Origin of the sequence: Citrobacter sp. C6_1 (assembly GCF_014596835.2) — a bacterium.
Lineage (GTDB): Bacteria > Pseudomonadota > Gammaproteobacteria > Enterobacterales > Enterobacteriaceae > Citrobacter > Citrobacter pasteurii.
The window spans coordinates 4,011,334-4,036,291 of record NZ_CP115031.1 but is presented as its reverse complement, the minus strand read 5'-3'; the positions used below and the strand labels follow the sequence as shown (position 1 = coordinate 4,036,291).

Genomic DNA, 24,958 nt, shown 5'->3' with positions numbered 1-24,958 from the left:
AAACGCAGGCCTACAAATGAGTGCGAAACGTAGGCCTGATAAGCGAAGCGCCATCAGGCATAAGTGCCCAGTATTACACGCGGAAGTAGCGTGGTGGAATCAACGCGGAAAAGGCGTCGAACTTCTTCACCATCTTTTTCCAGAACAACATAACAACAATCCTCGATTTGAAACATCGGCGCTATTTTAGTCAGCGCCGACAAATCGTAAAGTCTGTCGCCTCGTTCCGTTCCCGGGGAGGTGTAAACCTTTTTGGTCACCGCGTCGTCAAATACGGTTGCCGCAAATTTGACGGGGTTGACAATGGTTTACGCCATAAACCAGTAATAAAAGAGGCCAACCTTTAAGCCGAGGATCACGATGTAGGCACAGCAGTATTTCATGGTGCCAGACATAATCTGGTTGGCCTGACCGTCCATTTTAGTGGCTGAAACCGCAATGGCGATACTCTGCGGCGAAATCATTTTTCCGCCCGTTGCGCCAGAAGTGTTGGCCGCCGCCAGCCAGTTGGGATCGATATGCAGTTTGCTGGCGGCAATGGTTTGCAGTTTTCCGAACAAAATGTTCGAGTTGGTATCGCTGCCGGTAACGAACGTGCCCAGCGCGCCAATCACCGGGGCGAGGAAGACGTACGAGCTGCCGGTCAGATCGACAATCGACTGCGCCAGCGTGGAGATAATCCCGCTGAGATCCATCACCGTGGCCAGCGCGACGATCGCCATAATTGCGACGATAGAGTTTTTAAGCTGGAAAATGGTTTTGATAAACACTTCCAGCATCCCGCGTGCGGACGCTCCCTGAATAAAACCACCGATAATGGTCGCAAAGATGATCAGCATCCCCGGCGTGGTCACCCATTCAACCTTCAGCGCCAGCGTTTTGCCGTCGGCAAGCGTGAAATGCAGCACCGAGGCCAGTTGCGAGGCTGCGCCTTTTATCGTCGGGAACAGCGGCGAACACATCAGGATAAAGACAAAAATGAACAGATAGATAGAACCCACGCGGAACAACACTTTTGCCGAACGCGGCGTGGTTTCGCGGTTATGGCTGACTTCAATGCGCCACTCGGGATCGGTTTTCCCTTTGCGCAGGCGGCTGACCATCGCCACGGCAAACAGGCTGACCAGGCTACCGGCAAAGGCGGGTAATTCAGCACCGAGATGAATAGCGACAAAATACTGCGGAACCAGCGTGGTAATACCGCAAATCAACGTGATCAGAAATACGCCGCGAATGGCTTTCAGGCCACCGCCAATAATGCAGATAATCACAAATGGCAGCAGAATATTAAACAGCGCAAGCTGCAGAATAATGGTTCCGCCCAGGGTATAAACCGGCAGGTTAACCTGTTCCGCCAGAATTGAAACCGGGATCCCGACTGCGCCGAATGCGGTAGGAACGGTATTTGCCACCAGAGAGGCTATCGCCGCCTTCAGCGGGTTGAAACCCAGTGCGATAAGAATACCGATCGGAATGGCGACCGCTGTACCATAACCCGCCGCGGCTTCAAGAAATCCACCGAAACACCATGAAATCAGCAGCACCTGAATACGCTTATCTTCGCTAATGCTGGCGAGAATATCGCGCAGAATATCCAGCGCTTTGGTCGCCTGCATGACGTTATAACTGAAGATAGCGCCAAGGATCACAATCACAATCGGCCATAATCCCTTCAGTGCGCCATAGCCTATCGCGGCTTTTAGATTCTGTACGGGCATCTCCCAGAACACAGCCGACAGCGCCGCGGTGAATACTAAAGAGATCAGCACGGAATAATGGATAGGCATTTTCAATTTCAATATTAAAAATACCATCAGTAGTAACGGAGAGAGTGCCAGGGCAAACATAAAATATTCGTTCATTGCTATTCCTGATTGGTTTATTAAACCTGATTTATATTTATGGTGGGAAGGCTATATTGCCGGGTAAATAAAAGATGCAAACTGAATCGCTTCAGTGAATAAAGTAATTATGATTAATGGTTTTGTAACTATTGTAATCTTTTAATTAAAGATCAATGCCAGGTAAATATACTTAAGAGCAGGCTAAGTACCTATAAATAGTTATTTAATAAACTTTTTATTAATGGTAGTGACAGGAATGGTTATCACCTGAAACTATTTTTGATCGACTCATGACGCGGTGGTTTTCAATATAAAAATGTGAGCGAGGCCGAAAGAAATAAACCAGGGTATTGCATGTACGAGTTGATTGGAGGATTATTTGATTTTGTCATACAAATGAAAATACAGGCATTTAGGATGGTCCTGATATAAGAAGCGGAAATCGGCCATCTCAGGAGCATGATCCAACAAACACCATGAACCCAGACATCGGCAAAACCAGCAAACAGAAGACTGGGCGTGATATAGCGGTATCAAGCGCAATAAACAGAAATGAAGCAATGGAGTAGTTATTGTGAATGTAAATTTCTTTGTTACCTGTATTGGTGACGCCCTGAAATCACGGATGGCAAGAGACTCCGTATTGCTGCTGGAAAAACTGGGCTGTCACGTTAATTTCCCCGAGAAGCAAGGGTGTTGCGGTCAGCCAGCCATCAACAGCGGTTACATCAAAGAGGCGATCCCCGGAATGAAAAACCTGATCGCCGCCCTGGAAGACAACGACGATCCGATTATCTCCCCGGCAGGCTCCTGCACCTACGCGGTAAAAAGCTACCCGACGTATCTGGCGGATGAGCCTGAATGGGCGCTGCGCGCCGAGAAGGTTGCCGGACGCATGCAGGATCTCACCTCTTTTATCGTCAACAAACTGGGCGTGGTGGATGTCGGCGCCAGCCTGCAGGGCCGCGCGGTATATCATCCTTCCTGTAGCCTGACCCGCAAGCTGGGAGTGAAGGAAGAGCCGCTGACGCTGCTGAAAAACGTGCGCGGGCTGGAACTGATGACGTTTGCCGATCAGGACACCTGCTGCGGCTTTGGCGGGACGTTCTCGGTCAAGATGGCCGAGATATCTGGTGAGATGGTGAAAGAGAAAGTCTTACATCTGATGGATGCGAAGCCGGAGTTTTTGATCGGCGCTGACGTCAGCTGCCTGTTGAACATTGGCGGCCGACTGCAACGCGAAGGCCAGCCGGTCAAAGTGATGCATATTGCTGAAGTGCTGATGAGCCGCTGAGGGGAAAGAGATGTCGATAAAAACCAGCGATGTAGAGTTTAAACTGCGCATTCGTCAGCAGATCGAAGATCCGATCATGCGCAAAGCCGTGGCCAACGCGCAGGAGCGTATAGGTGCGAATCGGCAGAAAATGGTTGATGAGCTAGGCCACTGGGAAGACTGGCGCGATCGTGCCAGTCAGATCCGCGATCACGTTCTGAGCAACCTCGATGCTTACCTGTATCAACTCTCCGAGAAAGTGACGCAAAACGGCGGCCACGTTTATTTCGCAAAGACCAAAGAAGACGCTACCCGCTACATTTTGCAGGTCGCGCAGCGTAAAAATGCGAAGAAGGTGGTGAAGTCCAAGTCGATGGTGACCGAAGAAATCGGCGTCAACCATGTGCTGCAGGATGCCGGAATTCAGGTGATCGAAACCGATCTCGGCGAATATATCCTGCAGCTGGATCAGGATCCGCCTTCGCACGTTGTGGTCCCGGCGATTCATAAAGATCGCTATCAGATCCGCCGCGTGCTGCACGAGCGTCTGGGTTACGACGGCCCGGAAACCCCGGAGGCGATGACCTTATTCATCCGCCAGAAGATCCGCGAGGATTTCCTCAGTGCCGAAATCGGTATTACCGGCTGTAACTTCGCGGTGGCGGAAACCGGCTCTGTATGCCTGGTGACCAACGAAGGCAATGCGCGGATGTGCACCACGCTGCCGAAAACGCACATTGCGGTGATGGGCATGGAACGTATCGCGCCGACCTTTGCCGATGTGGATGTGCTGATCACCATGCTGGCGCGCAGCGCCGTGGGCGCGCGTCTGACGGGCTACAACACCTGGCTGACCGGCCCACGCGAGGCGGATAACGTCGACGGACCGGAAGAGTTCCACCTGGTGATTGTCGATAATGGCCGCTCGCAAGTGCTGGGTTCGGCGTTTCGCGATGTGCTGCGCTGCATCCGCTGCGGGGCCTGTATGAACACCTGCCCGGCGTACCGTCACATTGGCGGACACGGCTATGGTTCTATCTACCCCGGCCCTATCGGCGCGGTGATCTCTCCGCTGCTCGGCGGCTATAAAGATTTTAAAGATCTGCCATACGCCTGTTCATTATGCACGGCCTGCGACAGCGTTTGTCCGGTTAAGATCCCGCTGTCAAAACTAATCCTGCGGCATCGTCGGGTGATGGCCGAGGAGGGCATTACCCCGAAAGCCGAGCGGCGAGCGATAAAAATGTTCGCGTATGCCAATAGTCATCCGGGGCTGTGGAAAGTCGGGATGATGGCGGGCGCACATGCGGCGAGCTGGTTTATCAACGGCGGCAAAACCCCGCTCAAGGTTTGCGCGATTGGCGACTGGATGGAGGCGCGCGATCTTCCTGATGCCGACGGCGAGAGCTTCCGCAGCTGGTTTAAGAAACATCAGGCGCAGGAGAAAAAGAATGGATAACCGTACCGCGTTTTTAAACACCATCGCCCAGGCGCTGGGGCGCCCGCTGCGTTTTGAGCCGCAAGCGGATGCCGCGCCGGTGAACAACTATGCCAACGAGCGCCTGACCGAGCTTAGCCCGCAGCAGCGCTGCGATGCGTTTATCCAGTTTGCCAGCGAGGTGATGCTGGCCCGCTGCGAACTGACCCGCGAGGAACAGGCCGCAGAAGCCGCGCAACGCCTGTGCGAAGAGTTGGGGCAGCCGGTGGTCATCAGCGGCGACGGTCGGCTGGTGGAACTGGGCATCACCGAACGTCTGCAGCAGGAATGTAACGCCGTGGTCTGGGACCCGGCGCGAGGCAGCGAAAATATTACCCAGGCCGAGCAGGCGAAAGTGGGCGTGGTGTATGCCGAGTATGGCCTGACCGAGTCCGGCGGTGTGGTGCTGTTTTCCGCGCCGGAACGCGGGCGTTCAATCAGCCTGCTGCCGGAGTCCTCGATTTTCGTGCTGCGCAAAAGCACTATCCTGCCGCGCGTGGCGCAACTGGCAGAAAAACTGCATCAGAAGGCGCAGGCCGGTGAGCGTATGCCATCGTGCATTAACATCATCAGTGGACCCAGCTCGACGGCGGATATTGAGCTTATTAAGGTGGTTGGGGTGCATGGCCCGGTGAAGGCGGTGTATCTGATTATTGAGGATTGTTGAGGCAGGATGGAAAACCGCTCTGGCGCTGCGGGCCAGAGCGGTATCGACGTTATGCAATCATGCTGATGATCAATACGATAATCAGGCCAACCACGGAGTTCACCAGCTCCAGCAGACCCCAGGTTTTCAGCGTATCCTTCACCGACAGATCAAAGTAGCCTTTGAACAGCCAGAACGAGGCATCGTTGATATGGGTCAGGGTGTTGGAGCCCGCCGCCGTTGCCAGTACCAGTAACGCCGGATCGACGCCCACCAGTTGACCGGTTGCCGGGTCGAGGATGGCGGCGCTGATAATCCCTGCCGCCGTCATGGCGGAGACCACGCCCTGTCCGGTTGCCAGACGAATAAGCACGGTTATCAACCACGCCATGATGTACGGAGAGATATTGCCGTGTGACATCAGCATGCCGATGGTATCGCCAATGCCGGTATCAATAATGGTCTGCTTCAGCACGCCACCTGCGCCGATGATCAGGATCACCATGGCGATGCTTTTCACCGCATTTTCAAAGGCGTTCATCACCCACTGCATGTCGTGACCACGCGCGGTACCAAACAGCACGAAGGCGACAACCATGGCGATAAACATCGCAATCGGCGATGAGCCTAAGAAGTTGACCACTTCCCACGCCTGCGTCCCTTTCACCAGCCAGATGTTGGCGATGGTGGTGGAGATCATGATGATTGCCGGGATCAGCGGCACCAGAATAGACACGCCGAAGGAGGGCAGATTGTTCTGGTCAACCGGTACGTCGGCCTTCATGAATGACGGTGTAGGGCGATCGAGGTTGCCGAGGAACTTCGGCAGGATAAGCCCGGCGCAGATCACGCTCGGAATGGTCACCAGAATACCGTAGATGTAGACCATGCCCATGTCTGCGCCGTAAGCGTTAACCAGCGCAACCGGACCCGGCTGTGGTGGGAACAGCGAGTGAGCGGTGGTGGCGGCGGCAACGGCAGGGATCGCCAGCTTGAGGAACGGGATCTTCGCCTCCGCGGCAATGACGATCACCAGCGGCGCCAGCATAATAAATGCCACTTCATAGAACATCGCCAGGCCGAAGATCAGACCAATAATGATCACTGACAGTTGCACATAGCGCAGGCCGAGTCGCGCCAGCAGCGTATGGGCAATCTGGTGCGCCGCCCCGGAATCAACCATCAGCTTACCGATGACCGCCCCGAATACCACGATAATCGCCAGCTCACCCAGCGTGCTGCCAAAACCGGATTTCATGGTGTGCAGCAGCTCCATTAAATCCATACCCGCCAGCATGCCGACCGAGAGCGCCGCCAGCAGCAGGGCGACCATCGAGTTTATTTTGAATCTTAGATTGAGCACCAGCATCAGACCGATGCCGAATACGACCCACAGAATATTGAGAACGTGCATATAACGTCTACCTTTATTGGTTGAACCATTATGATTTTGGTTGAGATGTTACATGTATTGGTTAACCATTGATGCGATGAATGTCACATTGCGTTACATGTTTACAGTCTTACCGGGCTGCATGGCCGTAAAATGGCGATCTCATCAGCATAAATCGTGATGTGGTTAACCAATTTTGAGTCTTAGGTTGACATGTCATACCAAAAGGAGGAATTTATGTGCCATATCGTCGAGTCCATAACGTAACGAGGAATAAAACATGGAACAGACATGGCGCTGGTATGGTCCTAACGATCCGGTCACCTTAGCGGATGTACGTCAGGCGGGTGCCACAGGCGTTGTCACCGCCTTACACCATATCCCGAACGGGGAAGTGTGGACGGTTGATGAGATCCTAAAACGCAAAGCCATTATTGAGCAGGCTGGCCTGGTCTGGTCGGTCGTCGAAAGCGTGCCGATCCACGAAGACATTAAAACCCGTTCCGGCAACTATCTGCGGTGGATCGCCAACTACCAGCAAAGCCTGCGTAACCTGGCTCAGTGCGGTATTCGTACCGTGTGCTACAACTTCATGCCGGTTCTCGACTGGACCCGTACCGACCTGGAATACGTCCTGCCGGACGGCTCCAAAGCGCTGCGTTTTGACCAGATCGAGTTTGCCGCCTTTGAGCTGCATATCCTCCAGCGTCCGGGCGCGGAAGCGGATTACACCGCCGAAGAGATTGCTCAGGCGAATGAACGCTTCGCTACCATGAGCGATGAAGACAAAGTACGTCTGACCCGCAACATCATCGCCGGTCTGCCGGGCGCGGAAGAGGGCTACACCCTCGACCAGTTCCGCCAGCATCTGGCGCGCTATAAAGATATCGATAAAGCCGCGCTGCGTGAGAATTTCGCCGTCTTCCTGAAGGCGATTATTCCGGTGGCGGAAGAAGCTGGCGTACGTATGGCGGTACACCCGGACGATCCGCCGCGCCCGATCCTTGGCCTGCCGCGCATTGTTTCCACCGTGGAAGATATGCAGTGGATGGTCGATACGGTCAACAGCATGGCGAACGGTTTCACCATGTGTACCGGCTCCTACGGCGTTCGGGCGGATAACGATCTGGTCGACATGATCAAACAATTTGGCCCCCGCATTTACTTCACCCATCTGCGCTCCACGCTGCGTGAAGATAACCCGAAAACCTTCCATGAGGCGGCGCATCTGAATGGCGATGTCGACATGTACGAAGTGGTGAAAGCGATCGTTGAAGAAGAGCAACGCCGTAAGGCCGAGGGTAAAGAGGATCTGATCCCGATGCGTCCGGACCATGGCCACCAGATGCTGGACGATCTGAAAAAGAAAACCAACCCAGGCTACTCCGCGATTGGTCGCCTGAAAGGGCTGGCGGAAGTGCGCGGCGTTGAGATGGCTATCCAGCGCGCTTTCTTCAGCCGCTAAAGCGAGTTGCCGGCCACCTGTCTGGCCGGCGTTTTTCTTTTCTCATCCGTTGGCCTTTCAACGGGTTCTGGAGTTCACGATGACAACGACAATTGCCAATAGCGACCTGCCGGTTGCGCGCCCTGCATGGGACCGCTCGCGCCTGCAATCCCGCATTGTTCACCTGGGATGTGGCGCTTTTCACCGCGCGCATCAGGCGCTGTACACCCATCATTTGCTGGAAACCACCGACAGCGACTGGGGGATCTGTGAAGTTAACCTGATGCCGGGTAACGACTGCGTACTGATTGAAAATCTGCGCAAGCAGCAACTGCTGTATACCGTGGCGGAAAAAGGCGCGGACAACACCGTGCTGAAAGTGATCGGCTCAATGAAAGAAGCGCTGCACCCGGATCTTGACGGCTGTGACGGTATTTTACAGGCGATGGCGCGCCCGCAGACGGCAATTGTTTCGCTGACGGTCACCGAAAAAGGCTACTGCACCGATGCGGCCAGCGGTCAGTTAGATCTCAATAACCCGCTGATTAAACACGATCTGGCGAACCCGACCGCGCCGAAATCGGCGATTGGTTACATCGTACAAGCGCTGTACCTGCGCCGTGAGCAGGGGCTGGCGGCCTTTACCGTGATGTCCTGCGATAACGTGCGTGAAAATGGGCATGTGGCGAAAGTCGCAGTTCTGGGGCTGGCGCAGGCGCGCGACCCGCAGCTGGCGCAGTGGATTGAAGCTAATGCGACTTTCCCGTGCACTATGGTCGACCGCATTGTTCCGGCGGCGACGCCGGAAACGTTGCAGGAGATTGCCGACCAGTTGGGTGTTTACGATCCGTGTGCTATCGCCTGTGAACCGTTCCGTCAGTGGGTAATTGAAGACAATTTTGTCAACGGTCGTCCTGACTGGGACAAGGTTGGCGCCCAGTTCGTGGCCGACGTGGTGCCGTTTGAAATGATGAAACTGCGCATGCTCAACGGCAGCCACTCTTTCCTTGCGTATCTGGGCTATCTCGGCGGCTATGAAACCATCGCCGATACCATGACCAATCCGGCGTACCGCAAAGCAGCGTTTGCGCTGATGATGCAGGAGCAGGCGCCGACGCTCTCGATGCCGGAAGGCACCGATCTCAACGCCTACGCGACGCTGCTAATCGAGCGTTTCAGCAACCCGTCTCTGCGCCACCGTACCTGGCAGATTGCGATGGACGGCAGCCAGAAACTGCCGCAGCGCCTGCTGGATCCGGTGCGTCTGCACCTGCAAAATGCCAGCAGTTGGCGTCACCTGGCGCTGGGCGTGGCGGGCTGGATGCGCTACACCCACGGTGTGGATGAGCAGGGGCAGGCCATTGATGTTGTCGACCCAATGCTGGCTGAATTCCAGTGCATTAACCAACAGTACCAGGGAGCCGAGCGTGTGACGGCGCTGCTGGGGCTGTCTGGCATTTTTGGTCATGATCTGGCGGAAAACACCGACTTTGTGGAGACCATTATTGCGGCGTATCAACAGCTATGTGAACACGGCGCACGTGAGTGCGTTGCGGCATTAAGCGCTGACGCATAACCTCCGAACTATGACGGGTCAATCAAAATAGTGGTTTGGTTGACCCGTTTTCTGTTTTTGGCTTCCCGCAAATGCTATAGTTCAGGCGAAAAAACGTTATTTGTAGGCCTGATAAGCCGCGTCAGCGTCGCCATCAGGCAATGGCGCAGATGCCGGATGGCAGTGCTCGCGCCTTATCCGGCCTACGGATCTGAATTGACGCATCTGACGGACGTAACACGATGAAATCGAACACTTCTCAGCAAAGACCCTACCAGGAAGTGGGTGCCATGATCCGCGATCTGATTGTTCAGACGCCGTACCAGCCCGGTGAACGCTTGCCGCCAGAGCGTGAAATTGCCGAGATGCTCAATGTCACTCGCACGGTGGTTCGCGAAGCGTTAATCATGCTGGAAATTAAAGGCCTGGTGGACGTGCGCCGCGGCGCCGGGATCTACGTGCTCGACAATGCGGATGCGCAGACTATCGACAGTACGGATGCAAATCATTGCAATGATGCAGGTCCGTTTGAGCTGCTGCAGGCGCGACAACTGCTGGAAAGCAATATTGCCGAATTTGCCGCGCTGCAGGCTACCCGCGAAGATATCGTCAAAATGCGCCAGGCGTTGCAACTGGAAGAGCGGGAGCTGGCTTCCAGCGAGCCGAACGGTTCTGAAAGCGGCGACATGCAGTTCCATCTCGCCATCGCCGAAGCCACGCATAACAGCATGCTGGTGGAGCTGTTTCGCCAGTCATGGCAGTGGCGTGAGAACAACCCGATGTGGATCCAGCTCCATAGCCACCTCGACGATACCCATTACCGCAAAGAGTGGATGGGCGACCATAAACAGATCCTCGCGGCATTAATCAAAAAAGATGCTCGCGCGGCCAAGTTGGCCATGTGGCAGCATCTGGAAAACGTCAAACAGCGCTTGCTGGAGTTTTCAAATGTTGATGATATTGATTTTGATGGTTATCTGTTTGATTCCTGGCCGCTGGATAAAGTTAACGCCTGATTTTCCTTCCTTTTATACGCGGGCTATTGCGGCCCGCACCGCACTTTTCCGCATCCTTATTCATTGTCCAACCCGGCCGCTAGTCACGTTTTCAACGACACGTAAAAAATTGTTTCCATCGCCTCGGATGCCATGTTGATAACAAAAACAGAAGCAATAGTACTGGCCAGTAAAATAATAATGATCTGTATTTGGGCTACCTCCGGGAACTTTTCGGAAGCCCACTGCCACAAGAAAACGGTTGTTAGCATAAATAAAATAAACAATCCTGCTGCACCAGGTAGACCAAAGTTTTTATAATCGCCCACCGTACTAATTAAACCAACCAGAATAATCAACCCAGGTATGAATTTTTAACCTCGACATGTACTCTTCCCGGAAGTGTTGTTGCAATGTAATTAATATGTCCATTTTTACGCATGTGCTATCAGCAAAAATATATACGTAAAAGTGAATTTCAAAATTTTTAGAGAAGTGTTCGACCGTTATTTACAGGTTATTAAATGCTGACATTTAATTGCAGAACAAGCTGATGAAGATATACTTATGGCGTTAGCAAAGTGATGGTCTTTACAGACTATAAGCTGTTGTTTAAACCCTGGATAATTCGAGTATATATCAGCGTTTCGCGCTAATCAGGCGTGTTCAGGAGGCGGGGAACGCGGCTATACAGCGCCAGTCTCCGTTTTCCTGGCGGTAGATAGATTCGGTATGACCTGGGATCACCCATTCTTCTTCCATGCCAGTAGCACAGTCGATGTAGATACAGAGTCCACAGCCACCGCGTAGCTCGCGGGGAATATCCGCCACCCGAAAGCAGACCCCTGCGGCCTGCAGCGTCTTGCGCATTTTGATGACACCGACGGTGGAATGAAACAAGAACAGCGTTTCCTTCACTGACGTTTCCCCTGACGCTGGCCTATCAACGCCGCTCCGATTGCACCGGCAAACTGTGCGTCGGGATGCGTGTGTACGGGAATGCCTACATGGTCTTCAAGCATACGGGCAAAGGCGTGGCAGTGGCTGACTCCGCCGGTAAATAGCAGCGGCGCCTGGGCTGAAAGCCGCCCGATGAAGTTCGCGCTGCGTCTGGCCATCGCGTTGATCACGCCAGCCAGAATCGCCTCTGGCGCGATGCCCGCAGAGCGCAGGCTAATGACTTCTGACTCGGCAAATACTGTACACATGCTGGTGATAGCATGTGGTTCGACGCCAGCAGTAATCGTATCCAACTGCTCTACGCTGGCTCCGAGGGTGCGTGAGATGACGTCCAGAAACCGCCCGGTTCCGGCAGCGCACTTGTCATTCATTAAGAAATCGCTGAGATTGCCATCGTCATCCAACTGGATGACTTTACTGTCCTGGCCACCGATATCAATGACTGTGCGGGTGCCGGGAGCCAGCAATCGCGCACCAAGTCCGTGGCAGGAAATTTCAGTGACCTGTTTGTCGGCATAATCGACGAGCTGCCGCCCGTATCCGGTGAGAGTTAAAAATGGTCTGTTCTCCAGCCCGTCCTGCAACGTTTCCCATGCCTGCGCGATTGCGTCTGCGGGGCGAAAAGGCGTTGGGCAAAGGAAGCGGCGTCTGATGACGTTACCTTCCAGCAAAACGCCTTTTGTCGCCGTGGATCCAGAATCAATCCCTATTGAGTATGTCATCCGCGTTCCTCACAACATTTCAATGAATGCGGCGACGCGGGTACTGAGCTGGCCGATATCTGCGCTGGAATAGTCGGTTTCAATCGCGATATAAGGAATGTTGTGCTGTTGGCGTACGTGACGCTTAATAGCGAGCGATTCAACGGCGTAGGTGTGGCAAGCCTGCAAAATGACATCGACGACGCCGTCAGCCTGGTACTCTTCAACCATTTGACTGAGCATTTTCAGTCGTTGATCGTTAGGAGAAATACAGGAGCAGCCGATGGCGAGGTATTTATCAGTCAGCGCGTCGTAGACATCGCCGGTTTCCGCCACGCATTGTTCGGTGGCCTTTGCGCCGGTGCAGTTTTCATAACCCACGACCCAACCACCGTTTTCTTCAATGGCACGAACGACTTTCTCTGCCGCGCCGCCAATGGGGCAGCCGGTTATCAGGATGCGCGGACGTGACGCCAGACGTTTTCCTGCCTGCCATTCCAGATGTACGCGCTCGGCCATGCTATTAAGCTCGTCGATCAACGCTTCTTTATCAAAGCGGAAGGTGGCGCCGTAGACGACTTTCAGAATGTCACTGCCGCTAAGTGCGGGTGGGTTAAGTTGACCAACGCGGTAGAAATTCGCCAGCGCCCGACGTTCCTGGTTTTTGAGAATAACGGCTTCACGCAGCGCAGCTTCGGTAATGGCTGTGCCAAAACGGGCTTCGATGGCCTGCTGTAGACGCCGGATCTCGGCTTTCCATAGTGCACGGGAAGCTGCATCGCTGGCGCTGTTGGGCAGTTGCATTACATGTACCGCTTTAAATTCGGCCATGTACTCGTACATTTTCTTTTTACCATCGCAGGTGGTTTCGCCCACCACCAGGTCTGAGAAATAGAAGTAGGGGCATTTGTCGGTTTTGCCAAACCCGTAGCTGCTTTTTATTAGCGGACACAGGTTCCGCGGCAGATCTTTTTCGGCCTCTTCAATGGTTTCATCAGAGGTTGAGCATAGGGAAACGACGACCGCGCCCGCCGCCATCGCAATCTCCTGCGGCATAAAGGTGCAATAGGTCCCAACGAGCGGAATACCTTGCTCTTTAAGATCCATTACGGTGAGAAAACCTTTCTGACGGGCGTCGGAGAATTGATTGAAAATAGCGGGTAAATCGGTGATTAGCGACATGATTTTCCTACTCCGTAACACGGGAGACAGTAAAAAGACGCCGCATTATAACCCTGTAATATGTCAGGTTATATTGATGTGCAACAATTGCGCGTTTACAGGTTACGGCTGTAGACCCGCGAGGCTTCTCCCCACGGATGATAGCCCTGCCCGTTGAAGTAAAACCCTGCTTTCTCGTATAAACCTTCCAGGTCAGTACACAGATGGAGCTGCGTAAAACCCAGCTGTCTGGCCTGCTGTGCAATATGTTCGATCAGGCGAAACGCCAAACCGTGACCACGATAGCTAGGGTCGATATAGAGCGCGCATAGCCACGGCCACAGTTCACCACGACTGATAAAATCATTGGTGATCAATCCGGCGCAGCCAACAATGCTGTCGCCATCCTGCAACCAATACCACTGCGGTAGCGGGTTCTTTGCGCCAATGCAACGATGCAGCGCATCCTCGTAAACCTTCATTGAATCTTCTGAGGCCCATTGTTGTTGAAAGTAAGCGGTGACTTCGTGCTGCTTTTCCGGCGTCTCGCGCAGGGAAAAAATGCGGATGTTCATCGTCATTGAATTTTTCTCCTTAAAAATTCGCCAGCGTCAGCAGGGACGGAATTTGCGACAACAGATATAACACCAGCCCGATTGAACCGCCAACCAACGTGCCGTTGACGCGAATAAACTGCAAATCTTTACCGATGTTTAACTCAATTTGCTGCGACATATCGCGTGCATCCCAACTTTTCACCGTGTCGCTAATATGGCGCGTCAGGAAGCTGGCGAACTCTGGCGCTACCTTATGCGCGGCCTGCTCCAGATGCCCATTCAGTGAGGCACGCAGGGCGCTGTCGGCTACCAGCGTTTCGCCGAACCACTGCCCGGCGCTGGCGATGCGCTGCTTCACGCGGGAATCGTCGGCGTTAATGTCAGTTTTTACCCACTGGCGTAGATCCGACCACAGTTCGCCGAGATAACAGTTAAAGGCTTCGTCTCCCTTCAGATAGCTTTTGAGGCTCTCTGCCCGCACGGCCATTTCCGGATCATGTTTGAGCCTCTCGATAAGCTTAAACGTGGCGCGATCGAACGCGTGGCGGATCTGATGCGCCCGATCGCGGCTGATGTCATCCAGTAAGGCGTTAACGGCATCAGACACCAGCTCGGCGCTGTGCTCGCCCAGCCATTCGGTTGGCAGGATCTTCGCTTTCAGCGGATGTTCGGTTTCCAGCCAGTGCACTACTTGTCTGGCGATAAACGCTCGTGAGCTGTCGCGCTGTAGCAGGGCGATCAGTTGGGCGATCAGCGTATCGAGCAGCACCTGATGGCGATTGTTTTTGGTCATGCTTTCCAGCATCAGCGCGCTGGTTCCGGAGAGATCGACCTTGTCTATAGCCTTGTGCACAGCGCGTTTGATCAGCCGCTGAATACGGGCGTCGTCGGTCAGCTCGAGAAAACCACTCATGATCTGCAGCAGATGCTGGCCGATGCGCTGGGCGTTTTCCGGCTGGCTGAACCAGTTACCGATCAACAGCGCCGGTTCATGGCGACGGATCAGGGCTATCAGCGACTGGGTATCGAGAAACTTTTCCTGCACAAACTGACCAAGATTTTCGCCGATTCGGTCTTTATTACGTGGGATAATCGCTGTATGGCGCGAGATAAACGGGATCGGCACCCGGCGAAAAAGCGCCACCACGGCAAACCAGTCCGCCAACGCGCCGACCATCGCCGCTTCGGCAATCGCTTTGATCCCGAGTACCCAGAAGTTGGGCGGCAAAAACAGCGTGATGACGAACGTCGCGGCAGCGATCAGCAGCAGAGAGAGCGCCAGCCGCTTGGCGCGTTTGAGTTCAGCAATTTTATTCATAGGCTTAAGGATAGAGCCAGACGGGGGGATCGCGCAAAAAATGTGGTGCGCCTCCCATTTTCAGGTGGGCTGGGTTTACTCCGGGATCCAGTTATCCCACGCCGGTAAGGGACCAAGTTCTGCGACCAGAAAATCGATAAACGATCGCACCTTCGGATTGCTGTACTTGCTGGGAAAGTACAGCGCATACAGGGCATGAGTTTCACAGGTGATGGTGCCGTCGAGCATCAGCGGCGTGATCTCCTCTTTTTGAATATGATCGCCAATCAAATAAGTGGGCAAATATGCCACCCCCTGATCTTCTAACACCGACTTCAACAGTACCAGACTGCTGTTGGCCTGGATCGGCATATGTAGTTTCAACTGATGCAGTCGATCCTGTTCATCTGCCACCTTCAGTACCGGCGTGAGGCCCGGGTAAACCAGGCAATCATGATCTACCAGATCGCTGCGACGCTGGGGCATGCCTTTTTTGGCGAGGTAGCCGGGTGAGGCACAGTACGCCCAGCGAACGGGCACCAGCTTGCGCATCGCATAGTTTTGCGGCGGCGCGGTGGAAATCCGCAGGGCAATGTCGAAATCCGTTTCGTTCAGATTAACGAAGTTATCGTTGAGATCGATATACAGATTCACATCCGGGAACTGGGAGCGATATTTATCCACCAGGTTCACCAGCCGGGAATAACCAAACGCAATGGAGCAGGTTATACGTAATTCACCCTGCGGGTTATGGTAATAACCGGAGGTAGTGTTCAGCGTTTCATCGAATTCTTTCAACAGCTTGTTGGCGCGATTAAAGAGATATTGCCCGGCATCGGTCAGGGTAATACTGCGGGTGGTGCGTTTAATTAATGTTGTGCCTAACGTATCTTCCATCGCCGCCAGGCTTTTACTGACCGCAGACGGCGAGACGTTGAGCTGCGCCGCGGCTTCTGACAATCCCCCGCAGTCGACAATTTTAGTAAAAAACTCCAGATGCTTGAGTGAAATCGGCGTACTCATAATTTCCTTAAATTCACAAGTGATTTGCAAAAACGGTACGAATAAGCCGTTACATTCGACTTTTAAACATGCAACTATTGAATCACAGGAAACAACTTGCTGGCAAAATGAAAAAATAACAACTTAGGTGAGTTACGTCACAAAATAAAAGGAGGCGAAACGGAAACTCATCACATTGTGAATTTAATCTCATTAATTATTATTCTAAAGGTACCGATTATGTGGCCACGACTCGAACCCTACAGATCGTCGATTATTTTATTAGTTGCTCTGGTGATTGGCGGCTTATTAGGTATTTATGCCCCATCGTTTGCAGGTAAACTTCAGCCAATAGGTCAGATTTTTCTAAACCTGTTATTCATGATTATTGTGCCGCTGGTGGGGATCAGCGTCATGTCTTCCATCGCCAGTATGACCGACCTGAAAAGGCTGGGCCGCATTATGGCGATTATCTTCATTGTTTCGATCGCGATGGCCTTTATTCCAGCTGCCGGGATTGTGGCACTGGCGCTATGGTATAACCCGGCGCAGGGCGTCACTATCGATCTCTCGCAGTCGGTGCAGGCGGGCAGCGGCAAGATGGATTTTGTCAGCATGATCACTACCAGCGATTTTATCGGGCTGTTCTCTAAGTCCAATATTCTGGCCCTGATCGTGATGGCTATTATTGCCGGTGTGGCGATTGGGCAATCGGATCAGGCGGGTAAACGCATTGCGTCGCTGCTGGAAGATGCCAATACCGTAATCATGAAGATCGTCTCGATCATTATGAAGGTGGCGCCGGTTGGTTTGGGCTGCTATTTCGCGGCCACCATGGCCAGCCAGGACTCTGCACTACTGTTAACCTTTGCCCGCGCCATCGGCCTGTTTATGGTCGCCACGCTGGTCTACTTCGTTTTTGGCTCGATTCTCTATTCGTATATTGGCGGTGGCATTCCGGCGGTCAGAGCCTTCTGGCGTAATGCGATTGAACCTTCAGCCACCGCGCTGGGGACCTGCTCTTCACTGGGGACGCTCCCGGTGACGCTGCGTGCCGGTAAGGCGATGGGGATTAACCCGGAAATCGTTGATGTGTCCATTCCGCTGTTGGTTAACCTGAACAAAGGCGGCGTGGCGATGATTGCCGCGCTGAAAATTGTCTTTATCTATTCCGTGCTCGGCATGGAGTTCACCACCGAAACCTTCTTCCTGACGATGCTGATTGCGGTGCTCTCCGCCATTATCGTCGGCGGCGTGCCGGGCGGGGCGTTCCTTGGCGAGATCTTTATCGTGACTACGCTCGGTCTGCCGATGGAAGCGATCCCGATGTTGGTGGTGCTGGGCACGATTACCGATGCGCCAGCCACGTTGATTAACGTAATCCATGATTTGAATGCGGCACAGATTGTCGAACGGTTTGCAGGAAAAAAGCAGACCAACGCTGAGCTGAACTCTACTGCCGCCGTTGTATAGATTAAGAAACAGGAGATGTTATGAAAGACGCAATGAAGCTTGAGACACAATTAGTGGTTGCGGGTCGCGACAAACGTTACACCCAGGGCGCGGTGAATCCGGTTATCCAACGCGCCTCTTCGCTGGTGTTTGATACCGTGAAGGACAAGAAATTTGCCACCGCCAATCGTGCGAACGGCGAACTGTTTTACGGTCGTCGCGGGACTTACACCCACTTTGCTTTCCAGAAGGCCATGAGTGAGCTGGAAGGCGGCGCGGGCTGCGCGCTGTACCCGTGCGGCGCGGCGGCGGTCACTAATGCGATTCTGGCGTTCGTCCAAAGCGGCGATCATATTCTGATGACGGGTGCGGCCTACGAGCCAACCCAGGATTTTTGCAATAAGATCCTGAGTAAATTTAATGTGGAAACAACGTATTACGATCCGCTGATTGGCGCGGGTATCGTCGATCTTCTGCGTCCGGAAACGAAGGTTGTATTCCTTGAGTCACCAAGTTCTATCACCATGGAAGTGCAGGACGTGCCGGGAATGGTGAAGGCTATCCGCGCGGTGAACCCGGAGATTGTCATTATGATCGATAACACCTGGGCGGCGGGCGTGCTGTTCAAAGCGCTGGATTATGGCGTGGATATTTCCGTTCAGGCGGGAACGAAGTACACCATCGGTCATTCGGACGGCATGCTGGGCACGGCGGTGTCTAACGCCCGTTGTTGGGATCGTCTGCGTGAGAACTCTTATCTGATGGGGCAAACGCTGGATGCCGATACGGCCTACAACGGTAGCCGCGGGCTGCGTACGCTGGCGGTACGTCTGAAGCAGCATCAGGAGAGCAGTATCCATATTGCTCGCTGGCTGTCGGCCAGACCGGAGGTGGCGCGGGTAAATCACCCGGCATTAGCGGAATGCCCGGGGCACGAGTATTTTCAGCGTGACTTTTCCGGAAGCTCGGGTCTGTTCTCGTTTGTGCTGAAAAAGAGACTCACCGACGAGCAGATGGCGAATTTCCTCGATAATTTCTCGCTGTTCCATATGGCCTATTCGTGGGGCGGATTTGAGTCGCTCATTCTGGCGAATCAGCCGGAGGAACTGAACAGCATTCGCCCGGCCGGGAATGTCGATTTCAGCGGCACGCTGGTCAGGGTGCATATTGGCCTTGAGGATATTGGCGACCTGATTGCCGATCTCGAAGCGGGATTTGCACGCATCGCATAACGTAATGTGATTAATGCCGGATGACGTTGATGAACGTTTATCCGGCAAGTTTTAACGCAGATCCTCATCAATATCAGTTTTCACCTCATACAAATAGTCAAAATACATCACAAAAAATCAAATTAGATCATTTTTTGTCAAAGGTAATCTTTATCACAATTTTTATCCTCTCTCACGGGTAGCATAAACGCGGATTTTCAGTGTTACTTTCATATGTAAGGGATGATGAATTTATGAAGTTGAATGAGCTGTTCACAAGAACCCCACCGGATCGTCGTCACTATGGTGTCGCCGTCTTAATTGGCATCGTTTCAGGCGTACTTTCTGCATTTGTTAAGTGGGGAGCCGAAGTTCCCCTTCCGCCCAGAACGTTTTCTTTGGGGCGAAATGAGTTTAATCCGCCGTATCTTTTTCTCAGAGACTATTTAGGTATCGACCCCACGCAAACGGTCTATACCTTTTCTGAACATGTGATTAATCCTGTTATGGTCACACACATCATATTTTCATTAGTGTTTGCAGTGGGATATTGCGTCATCGCTGAAATTTTTCCGAAAGTTAAACTTTGGCAGGGGATCATGGCTGGTTTGATTGTGACGGTGGCGGTTCATGGTGTATTCATTCCTGCATTGCATCTCTCTCCGCCATTAACTCAGCTCCCCTTCGATGAATACGTTTCTGAAATTGTGGGACATATTTTTTGGTTTTGGGTGATTGAAATGATTCGTCGCGACCTGCGTAATCGGATAACACATGAACCTGATGCTGAAATCCCGTTACATTCCGCCAGGTGACTAAAAGCAGATGTGCTGTTTTGGATTGCCCCCGAACGTTAAACACGCATTTGGGGGGCTGTTCATAAAGATTTAGCTCTCAGTGGCTAACGTCGTTGCCTCATGCTGGCGCACCCGTTTGAGCAAGGCTGCCAGCGTGAACACGACAGCGATCCCCGCCGCAACCGCCAGCAGATGAAAAGAAATCCGGCCGCCGTTAAACCACAGCCAGCGCCCTACTTCGACAGAAACGGCCATCACCGTCAGGATCACCATGTTCAGTGATGCGGAGACCGTACCTTTCGGCAAATTGTTGGAAAACAGCGTAAAACGAAACAACGTTGGGAAGATCATTCCAATGCCAAACGCATACAGGCTGGTTCCCAGCACCGACCACAGCCAGATGTGCGGCCACAGCAAATTACCAGCGATCAGCACCGCTAACCCACTCAGTTGAACAGGTGCAGCCCGCCAGATAAAGCGCGGTCGGGTCGGATCTTTCACAAAACGTACGACGACCATGTTGGCGACGATCACGGCGCCAAACACCGGCGCCTGCGCCCAGGCAAACTGCGATGTAGTCATGCCGCCCGCATCAATCAGGATCACCGGTGAGACCGCCACCCAGCTCATCATCGGGATATAGCTTAGCGATAGCGTGGCTGCGCCAAACAGGAATACCCGGTTGCGGAAAACGTCGCGGAAATCGCGCAGTACGCTGCACGCGCTGAACGGCACTGCGCCGCGCTGGACGGTTTCCGGCATGGCTAACGCTAATCCAATCAGGGCGATAAGCCCCATGGCGGCAATGATGGCAAACAGGATCTTCCAGTGGACAAAGTGCATCAGCGCGGCCCCGGAGAGCGGGCCGATAACCGGCGCAACCAGCACAATGGAGGTGATTATCGCCATCAGCTTAATGGCCTTCGTTTGCCCAAACGCCTCCTGTACCGTGACATAACCCACAGTGGCGATAAAGCAGATGCTGGTGCCCTGCACGAAACGCGCAACCAGAAATTGCGTCATCGAAGTGGTGAACAGCGTGGCCGCGCAGGCGAGCGTAAAGATTAACGCCCCCGCGATCAGCACCGGTCGGCGGCCAATCCGGTCGGAAAGCGGGCCTAACAGCCACTGCAGCGCCATGCCGCCTGCCAGATACAGACTGACTGCAGCGGGAGCCAGGCTGACATCGGCGTTGAAATCGCGCACGACATTAATGATGCCGGGCTGGATCAGATCCGTCGACAGATAGGCGGCGAAGTCGTACAGAATCAGCGCGATGGGGAAAAATAGCGTCGTGGCGCGTTGGGAGAAAAACGCGAAAATCCGTTGCATAAAACAGCTCCTTGTCGGGAGAAAACCCTCAACGGGAATAGCGAAATTCAATACCGTCTTTGAGACGTCAGGCCGATGGCAGAAAACAGCAGACTGCAAATGTACTGAATTTCATGTAATCAAAAACGCTGCCCGCGCGAGGCGCAAACAGGAGAAACGTTTTCAGACTCGGGTCAGAAAACGTAACGATTACAGGTAACAATCAGCACATCGCACCTCGGGAAGAATTGGTTGAATGGATAATAGCCACCCAAAGTGTAATGCGGATTGGATATTAATTAAACGAGTTTAGCGGGTTAGTGTGTAGAAATTAAAGGGAGTTAACGCGGGAATGTACATTGAAGCCGCGTTTCTGCGTGATGTCTTCCAGACAAATGCAGACGTTGCAACGGGACGTTTTTATCTCTGATAACGCTTCGCAAAGAGAGGATATCGCAGGTGAGAGTGTGATTTTCTGACGCTAAAGTTATGGCATCTTATTTCCAGGTGACGGGCCGCCATGAATACAGCAGCGACTTCCACACCGCATGATGCGGTCTTTAAAACATTTTTACGTCATCCTGAGACTGCCCGGGATTTTCTACAAATACATCTTCCCGCTTCGCTGCGCGAACTTTGCAATTTTCAAACCCTGAAACTTGAGCCTGACAGTTTTATTGAAGAGGATTTACATGCGTATTACTCCGATGTGCTGTGGTCGGTGAAAACGACTGAAGGGGATGGATATATTTATGTGGTGATTGAACACCAAAGTACACCGGATGCGCATATGGCATTCAGATTGATGCGCTATGCGATAGCGGCTATGCAGAAACATTTAGATGCCGGGCATCAGCAATTGCCACTGGTGGTGCCGATGCTTTTTTATCATGGTGCTAAAAGCCCGTATCCCTGGTCATTGTGCTGGCTGGACGAGTTTGCTAACCCGAAGCTGGCTCGTCAGTTGTATGCTGCCGCGTTTCCGCTGGTAGATATTACCGTTATTCCGGATGACGAAATTGTGCAGCATCGACGCATGGCGCTGCTGGAGTTAATCCAAAAACATATCCGTCAGCGCGACCTTATGGGACTGGTAGAGCAAATTGTTTCCCTGTTGGTTACTGGACTGACTAATGACAGCCAGCTAAAGACGCTGTTTAATTATATTTTGCGAACCGGCGATGCGCCCCGCTTCAATGCGTTTATCAGGGAGATTGCCGAACGTTCACCGCAGCATAAGGAGCATTTGATGACGATCGCAGACAGATTACATGAGGCAGGTTTTCAAAAAGGATGGCTCAAAGGTCAGCAGAAAGGCAAACAGGAAGGCAAACAGGAAGGCAAACAGGAAGGGCTGATAGAGGGGCAACGAACTGAGGCGCTCCGTATTGCCTGCACCATGCTGGCAGACGGTATTGATATCAGCACGGTACAAAAAATTACCCGACTTTCCGCTGAGGATATCCTGGGGTTAAGCCACCAGGCAGAGGTTTAGCCGGGTGTAGCGATTTACTCCATCGCCACCTTCACTGCTTCACCGAGTTTTTGCATCACTTCCTGATGCTTCTCGTTTGGCGGTAACGCACAGTTAATACGCACGCAGTTGCGATACTTTCCGGATGCGGAGAACAGCGAGCCAGGCGCGACCTGGATTTTCAGGCGACAGAGCTGTTTAGCCACGCAGACCATATCGACCTGCTGCGGCAATTCCACCCACAGCATAAAGCCGCCTTTTGGTCGGGTGACGCAGATCCCGCAGGGGAAGTACTCCCGTACCCAGCAGGTGTAGATCTCCATATTGCGCTGATAAATCTGGCGCATGCGTCGGATATGACGATGGTAATGCCCCTCGCGCACGAAGGTGGCGGCCGCCAGTTGCGTGGCAGGAACGTTGGTGCCAATGACGGCGTATTTCATATGCAGCAGTTTGTCATAATAGCGACCGGGAATGACCCAACCGACGCGCAAACCTGGTGCTACGGATTTGGTAAACGAACTGCACAGCATAACCCGACCGTCACTGTCCCAGGAGTGAATGGTGCGTGGGCGCGGGTACTCCGTTGCCAGTTCGCCATACACATCATCTTCAAAAATCACGATATCGTGGCGTTGGGCGAGGGCGAGTACCGCCCGCTTCCGCGCATCCGGCATAATAAATCCGAGCGGGTTGTTGCAGTTGGGAACCAGCAGCACGCCTTTGATCGGCCATTGATCCAGTGCCAGTTCCAGTGCTTCAATGCTGATCCCGGTATCCGGATCGGTCGGGATCTCAATGACTTTGATCCCTAAGCCGCGCAGCAGCTGCATTGTGCCGTAGTAGGCGGGGGATTCAACGGCAACAATGTCTCCAGGCTGGCAGACCGTCAGCAGCGCCAGCGACATTCCGCTCTGGCTGCCGCTGGTGATGACAATATCATCCGCATTGACGACAGAGCCGCTGTCCAGCATCAGGCGCGCAATCTGGTGACGCAGCTCACGGCACCCGGAGATTTCATCGTAGCCCAAAATTGCCTTGAGATTATGCTGCGCCACGCGGCTTAACTCGCGCCACAGTGGCTTCAGGCTGGGTTGATTAATATCGGGCACGCCGCTGCTGAAAGGTGTGATGGATTTGTCCGCGTTGCCTTTCAGCATATCCAGCACCTGATCCCACTGGGTTATCTCCACTGGACGCTGTACCGGGCGCGACATCAGCGGCACGGGCGGCTTTGCTTTTTGCGGCGCGACAAAATAACCGGAACGTGGCTGGGGGGTGATCAGCTGTCGCTGTTCCAGCGTCTGATAGGCCTGCTGTACGGTGCTGATGCTGACCCCGTGCTCCTGACTCAGGCTGCGTACCGAAGGCAGTTTTTCGCCATGGCGATACAGCCCTTGCTCAATGCGTTCGGCCAGCAGATTGGCCAGATGTTGGTAACGCGTCATGCTGTATCCCTCATGGGTACCATACAGATTAAAAAACCAGTACAGATTGGCGTGAAAAAAGCGATGCAGAGCTCTTTTTAACCAATCTGTATGTTAAAGAAAAGTACTTTGTGAGTCTGTATTGTACCTGGCCAAATCCGTGAAGATAAAGTCTCTGGCAAGACGGGGAGGCAAGGTATGGAATTTCACGAGAACCACGCAAAACAGCCGTTTGTTGGGTTTGTGCAGATCTGGCAGGTGATAAAACGGTGGCAACTTCGGGCGCAAACGCGACGTGTATTGCAACAGATGAGCGATGAACGGCTGCGGGACGTCGGGTTGCGACGTGATCAGGTGGAGTGATTTTTTTTTCACCAACAAAGGCCGGGGACTACTGCCCCGGCCTCTTTTATATTCGCGGTATTTATCAATTTATGCTTCTGGTTAGTCCGTTTCTTGATACTTACCCTGATAAGTATTATTTTCTTCTCAGCGATGAGGGGAAGGAAACATGACTGAAGATGAACGGTTTGCCCGCCGCCCGATGGGGATGCGCATGGCAATGGTGGTGCGCCAGTGGCGGGCCATTATTGACGCAGCCATTACTGATACTGGCCTGACGCAGTCAAGCTGGACGGTACTGATGCAACTGTATCAACTGGGAGACAACGTCTCGGTCAGTGAACTGGCGGAGGTGCAGGGTATTGAACTGCCGCCGCTGATGCGTACCCTCTCACAGCTGGAAAAGCACGGCTATCTGCTGCGTTCCACATCGCCTTATGACAAACGCATTCGCCTGCTCACGCTGACCGCGCAAGGCCGCTTAAGGCTGGAAGAACTCAACCGGGTGATAGAGACATACCAACATCGCGTCACGTGTACTATCCCAGAAGCGGAGCTTGCCGCCTTCAGCGCAACCTTAAATCAACTCGCCTGCAATTTGCGGACAATCCGCGAAGAAGACAATCAACACTAAAAAAC

22 protein-coding genes are annotated in these 24,958 nt (G+C 53.2%); 12 read left to right on the top strand and 10 right to left on the bottom strand.

Annotation, left to right across the window (positions count from 1 at the left end):
• Nucleotides 1-308: 308 nt before the first annotated feature.
• The gene (locus tag IB196_RS19360; RefSeq protein ID WP_040230247.1) at nt 309-1,862 is read right to left on the bottom strand and encodes an L-lactate permease; all 1,554 of its coding nucleotides are present in this window, start codon (nt 1,860-1,862) and stop codon (nt 309-311) included.
• Nucleotides 1,863-2,418: 556 nt separating this feature from the next.
• Here IB196_RS19360 and IB196_RS19355 point away from each other — a divergent pair.
• From IB196_RS19355 to IB196_RS19345, 3 genes are read left to right on the top strand one after another with little or no spacing between them, the layout of a single operon-like run.
• Nucleotides 2,419-3,138: a (Fe-S)-binding protein gene (locus IB196_RS19355; protein ID WP_005134137.1), complete on the top strand. Its 720-nt coding sequence runs from the start codon at nt 2,419-2,421 to the stop codon at nt 3,136-3,138.
• Between the two features lie 10 nt (nt 3,139-3,148).
• Entirely contained in the window at nt 3,149-4,576 is a 1,428-nt protein-coding gene (locus IB196_RS19350; protein WP_188232417.1) for a LutB/LldF family L-lactate oxidation iron-sulfur protein, read from the top strand.
• Nucleotides 4,569-5,261 (top strand): lactate utilization protein C, encoded by a 693-nt coding sequence (locus tag IB196_RS19345; protein ID WP_005134135.1) that lies wholly within the window; start codon nt 4,569-4,571, stop codon nt 5,259-5,261. The genes IB196_RS19350 and IB196_RS19345 overlap by 8 nt, the downstream gene beginning before the upstream one ends.
• 49 nt (nt 5,262-5,310) lie before the next feature.
• Here IB196_RS19345 and gntP read toward each other — a convergent pair whose 3' ends face one another.
• The gene (gene gntP, locus IB196_RS19340) at nt 5,311-6,654 is read right to left on the bottom strand and encodes a gluconate permease GntP (RefSeq protein ID WP_003033260.1); all 1,344 of its coding nucleotides are present in this window, start codon (nt 6,652-6,654) and stop codon (nt 5,311-5,313) included.
• A gap of 259 nt (nt 6,655-6,913) precedes the next feature.
• Between gntP and uxuA the strand changes: the two genes are divergently transcribed.
• From uxuA to uxuR, 3 genes are all read left to right on the top strand, one after another.
• Nucleotides 6,914-8,098: a mannonate dehydratase gene (gene uxuA, locus IB196_RS19335; protein ID WP_188232418.1), complete on the top strand. Its 1,185-nt coding sequence runs from the start codon at nt 6,914-6,916 to the stop codon at nt 8,096-8,098.
• 79 nt (nt 8,099-8,177) lie between these two features.
• Nucleotides 8,178-9,653, top strand: coding sequence for a fructuronate reductase (locus tag IB196_RS19330; protein ID WP_188232419.1), 1,476 nt, complete (start codon nt 8,178-8,180; stop codon nt 9,651-9,653).
• 221 nt (nt 9,654-9,874) lie between these two features.
• On the top strand, nt 9,875-10,648 hold the full coding sequence (gene uxuR, locus IB196_RS19325; RefSeq protein ID WP_003033268.1) for a Uxu operon transcriptional regulator: 774 nt from the start codon (nt 9,875-9,877) through the stop codon (nt 10,646-10,648).
• Between the two features lie 645 nt (nt 10,649-11,293).
• Here the strand turns inward: uxuR and IB196_RS19320 are convergent.
• From IB196_RS19320 to IB196_RS19295, 6 genes are all read right to left on the bottom strand, one after another.
• Nucleotides 11,294-11,545, bottom strand: a complete 252-nt coding sequence (locus IB196_RS19320) for a DUF3343 domain-containing protein (RefSeq protein ID WP_040230245.1) — start codon at nt 11,543-11,545, stop codon at nt 11,294-11,296.
• On the bottom strand, nt 11,542-12,309 hold the full coding sequence (gene yjiL, locus IB196_RS19315; RefSeq protein WP_040230242.1) for a putative 2-hydroxyacyl-CoA dehydratase activator YjiL: 768 nt from the start codon (nt 12,307-12,309) through the stop codon (nt 11,542-11,544). Before yjiL ends, IB196_RS19320 begins: the two co-directional genes overlap by 4 nt.
• A 9-nt stretch (nt 12,310-12,318) precedes the next feature.
• Nucleotides 12,319-13,470, bottom strand: coding sequence for a double-cubane-cluster-containing anaerobic reductase (locus IB196_RS19310; protein WP_005134125.1), 1,152 nt, complete (start codon nt 13,468-13,470; stop codon nt 12,319-12,321).
• A gap of 95 nt (nt 13,471-13,565) precedes the next feature.
• Complete coding sequence (locus IB196_RS19305; protein WP_188232420.1) at nt 13,566-14,030, bottom strand: GNAT family N-acetyltransferase; 465 nt, start codon at nt 14,028-14,030, stop codon at nt 13,566-13,568.
• Nucleotides 14,031-14,043: 13 nt separating this feature from the next.
• On the bottom strand, nt 14,044-15,324 hold the full coding sequence (locus IB196_RS19300; protein WP_188232421.1) for a DUF445 domain-containing protein: 1,281 nt from the start codon (nt 15,322-15,324) through the stop codon (nt 14,044-14,046).
• Nucleotides 15,325-15,399: 75 nt separating this feature from the next.
• Nucleotides 15,400-16,326 (bottom strand): LysR family transcriptional regulator, encoded by a 927-nt coding sequence (locus tag IB196_RS19295; protein ID WP_005134122.1) that lies wholly within the window; start codon nt 16,324-16,326, stop codon nt 15,400-15,402.
• Nucleotides 16,327-16,545: 219 nt separating this feature from the next.
• Here IB196_RS19295 and IB196_RS19290 point away from each other — a divergent pair, with 219 nt between their 5' ends.
• The 3 genes from IB196_RS19290 (at nt 16,546) to IB196_RS19280 (ending at nt 19,783) form a co-directional block, all read left to right on the top strand.
• Nucleotides 16,546-17,778, top strand: coding sequence for a dicarboxylate/amino acid:cation symporter (locus tag IB196_RS19290; protein ID WP_188232422.1), 1,233 nt, complete (start codon nt 16,546-16,548; stop codon nt 17,776-17,778).
• 20 nt (nt 17,779-17,798) lie between these two features.
• A complete protein-coding gene (metC, locus tag IB196_RS19285; RefSeq protein WP_188232423.1) occupies nt 17,799-18,989 on the top strand; it encodes a cystathionine beta-lyase in 1,191 nt (396 codons plus the stop codon).
• 233 nt (nt 18,990-19,222) lie between these two features.
• A complete protein-coding gene (locus IB196_RS19280) occupies nt 19,223-19,783 on the top strand; it encodes a DUF1440 domain-containing protein (protein WP_005134119.1) in 561 nt (186 codons plus the stop codon).
• 72 nt (nt 19,784-19,855) lie between these two features.
• Here the strand turns inward: IB196_RS19280 and mdtM are convergent, their stop codons facing one another.
• Entirely contained in the window at nt 19,856-21,097 is a 1,242-nt protein-coding gene (gene mdtM / locus IB196_RS19275; protein ID WP_005134118.1) for a multidrug efflux MFS transporter MdtM, read from the bottom strand.
• A 499-nt stretch (nt 21,098-21,596) separates the two neighbouring features.
• On the opposite strand from mdtM, the gene IB196_RS19270 reads away from it, so the two are divergent.
• Entirely contained in the window at nt 21,597-22,571 is a 975-nt protein-coding gene (locus IB196_RS19270) for an Rpn family recombination-promoting nuclease/putative transposase (RefSeq protein ID WP_188232424.1), read from the top strand.
• Between the two features lie 14 nt (nt 22,572-22,585).
• Here IB196_RS19270 and IB196_RS19265 read toward each other — a convergent pair whose 3' ends face one another.
• A complete protein-coding gene (locus IB196_RS19265; RefSeq protein WP_040230236.1) occupies nt 22,586-23,998 on the bottom strand; it encodes a PLP-dependent aminotransferase family protein in 1,413 nt (470 codons plus the stop codon).
• Nucleotides 23,999-24,175: 177 nt separating this feature from the next.
• Here IB196_RS19265 and IB196_RS19260 point away from each other — a divergent pair, with 177 nt between their 5' ends.
• Nucleotides 24,176-24,340, top strand: a complete 165-nt coding sequence (locus IB196_RS19260) for a DUF1127 domain-containing protein (RefSeq protein ID WP_072041408.1) — start codon at nt 24,176-24,178, stop codon at nt 24,338-24,340.
• Between the two features lie 148 nt (nt 24,341-24,488).
• Complete coding sequence (locus IB196_RS19255; protein ID WP_005134110.1) at nt 24,489-24,953, top strand: MarR family transcriptional regulator; 465 nt, start codon at nt 24,489-24,491, stop codon at nt 24,951-24,953.
• Nucleotides 24,954-24,958: the final 5 nt, after the last annotated feature.

What these genes read in the sequence shown, in the direction of transcription:
- IB196_RS19360 (WP_040230247.1), bottom strand. Translation starts at nt 1,862, where the DNA reads ATGAACGAATATTTTATGTTTGCCCTGGCACTCTCTCCGTTACTACTG.
- IB196_RS19350 (WP_188232417.1), top strand. Translation starts at nt 3,149, where the DNA reads ATGTCGATAAAAACCAGCGATGTAGAGTTTAAACTGCGCATTCGTCAG.
- IB196_RS19345 (WP_005134135.1), top strand. Translation starts at nt 4,569, where the DNA reads ATGGATAACCGTACCGCGTTTTTAAACACCATCGCCCAGGCGCTGGGG.
- gntP (WP_003033260.1), bottom strand. Translation starts at nt 6,654, where the DNA reads ATGCACGTTCTCAATATTCTGTGGGTCGTATTCGGCATCGGTCTGATG.
- uxuA (WP_188232418.1), top strand. Translation starts at nt 6,914, where the DNA reads ATGGAACAGACATGGCGCTGGTATGGTCCTAACGATCCGGTCACCTTA.
- IB196_RS19330 (WP_188232419.1), top strand. Translation starts at nt 8,178, where the DNA reads ATGACAACGACAATTGCCAATAGCGACCTGCCGGTTGCGCGCCCTGCA.
- uxuR (WP_003033268.1), top strand. Translation starts at nt 9,875, where the DNA reads ATGAAATCGAACACTTCTCAGCAAAGACCCTACCAGGAAGTGGGTGCC.
- yjiL (WP_040230242.1), bottom strand. Translation starts at nt 12,309, where the DNA reads ATGACATACTCAATAGGGATTGATTCTGGATCCACGGCGACAAAAGGC.
- IB196_RS19310 (WP_005134125.1), bottom strand. Translation starts at nt 13,470, where the DNA reads ATGTCGCTAATCACCGATTTACCCGCTATTTTCAATCAATTCTCCGAC.
- IB196_RS19305 (WP_188232420.1), bottom strand. Translation starts at nt 14,030, where the DNA reads ATGACGATGAACATCCGCATTTTTTCCCTGCGCGAGACGCCGGAAAAG.
- IB196_RS19300 (WP_188232421.1), bottom strand. Translation starts at nt 15,324, where the DNA reads ATGAATAAAATTGCTGAACTCAAACGCGCCAAGCGGCTGGCGCTCTCT.
- IB196_RS19295 (WP_005134122.1), bottom strand. Translation starts at nt 16,326, where the DNA reads ATGAGTACGCCGATTTCACTCAAGCATCTGGAGTTTTTTACTAAAATT.
- IB196_RS19290 (WP_188232422.1), top strand. Translation starts at nt 16,546, where the DNA reads ATGTGGCCACGACTCGAACCCTACAGATCGTCGATTATTTTATTAGTT.
- metC (WP_188232423.1), top strand. Translation starts at nt 17,799, where the DNA reads ATGAAAGACGCAATGAAGCTTGAGACACAATTAGTGGTTGCGGGTCGC.
- IB196_RS19280 (WP_005134119.1), top strand. Translation starts at nt 19,223, where the DNA reads ATGAAGTTGAATGAGCTGTTCACAAGAACCCCACCGGATCGTCGTCAC.
- mdtM (WP_005134118.1), bottom strand. Translation starts at nt 21,097, where the DNA reads ATGCAACGGATTTTCGCGTTTTTCTCCCAACGCGCCACGACGCTATTT.
- IB196_RS19270 (WP_188232424.1), top strand. Translation starts at nt 21,597, where the DNA reads ATGAATACAGCAGCGACTTCCACACCGCATGATGCGGTCTTTAAAACA.
- IB196_RS19265 (WP_040230236.1), bottom strand. Translation starts at nt 23,998, where the DNA reads ATGACGCGTTACCAACATCTGGCCAATCTGCTGGCCGAACGCATTGAG.
- IB196_RS19260 (WP_072041408.1), top strand. Translation starts at nt 24,176, where the DNA reads ATGGAATTTCACGAGAACCACGCAAAACAGCCGTTTGTTGGGTTTGTG.
- IB196_RS19255 (WP_005134110.1), top strand. Translation starts at nt 24,489, where the DNA reads ATGACTGAAGATGAACGGTTTGCCCGCCGCCCGATGGGGATGCGCATG.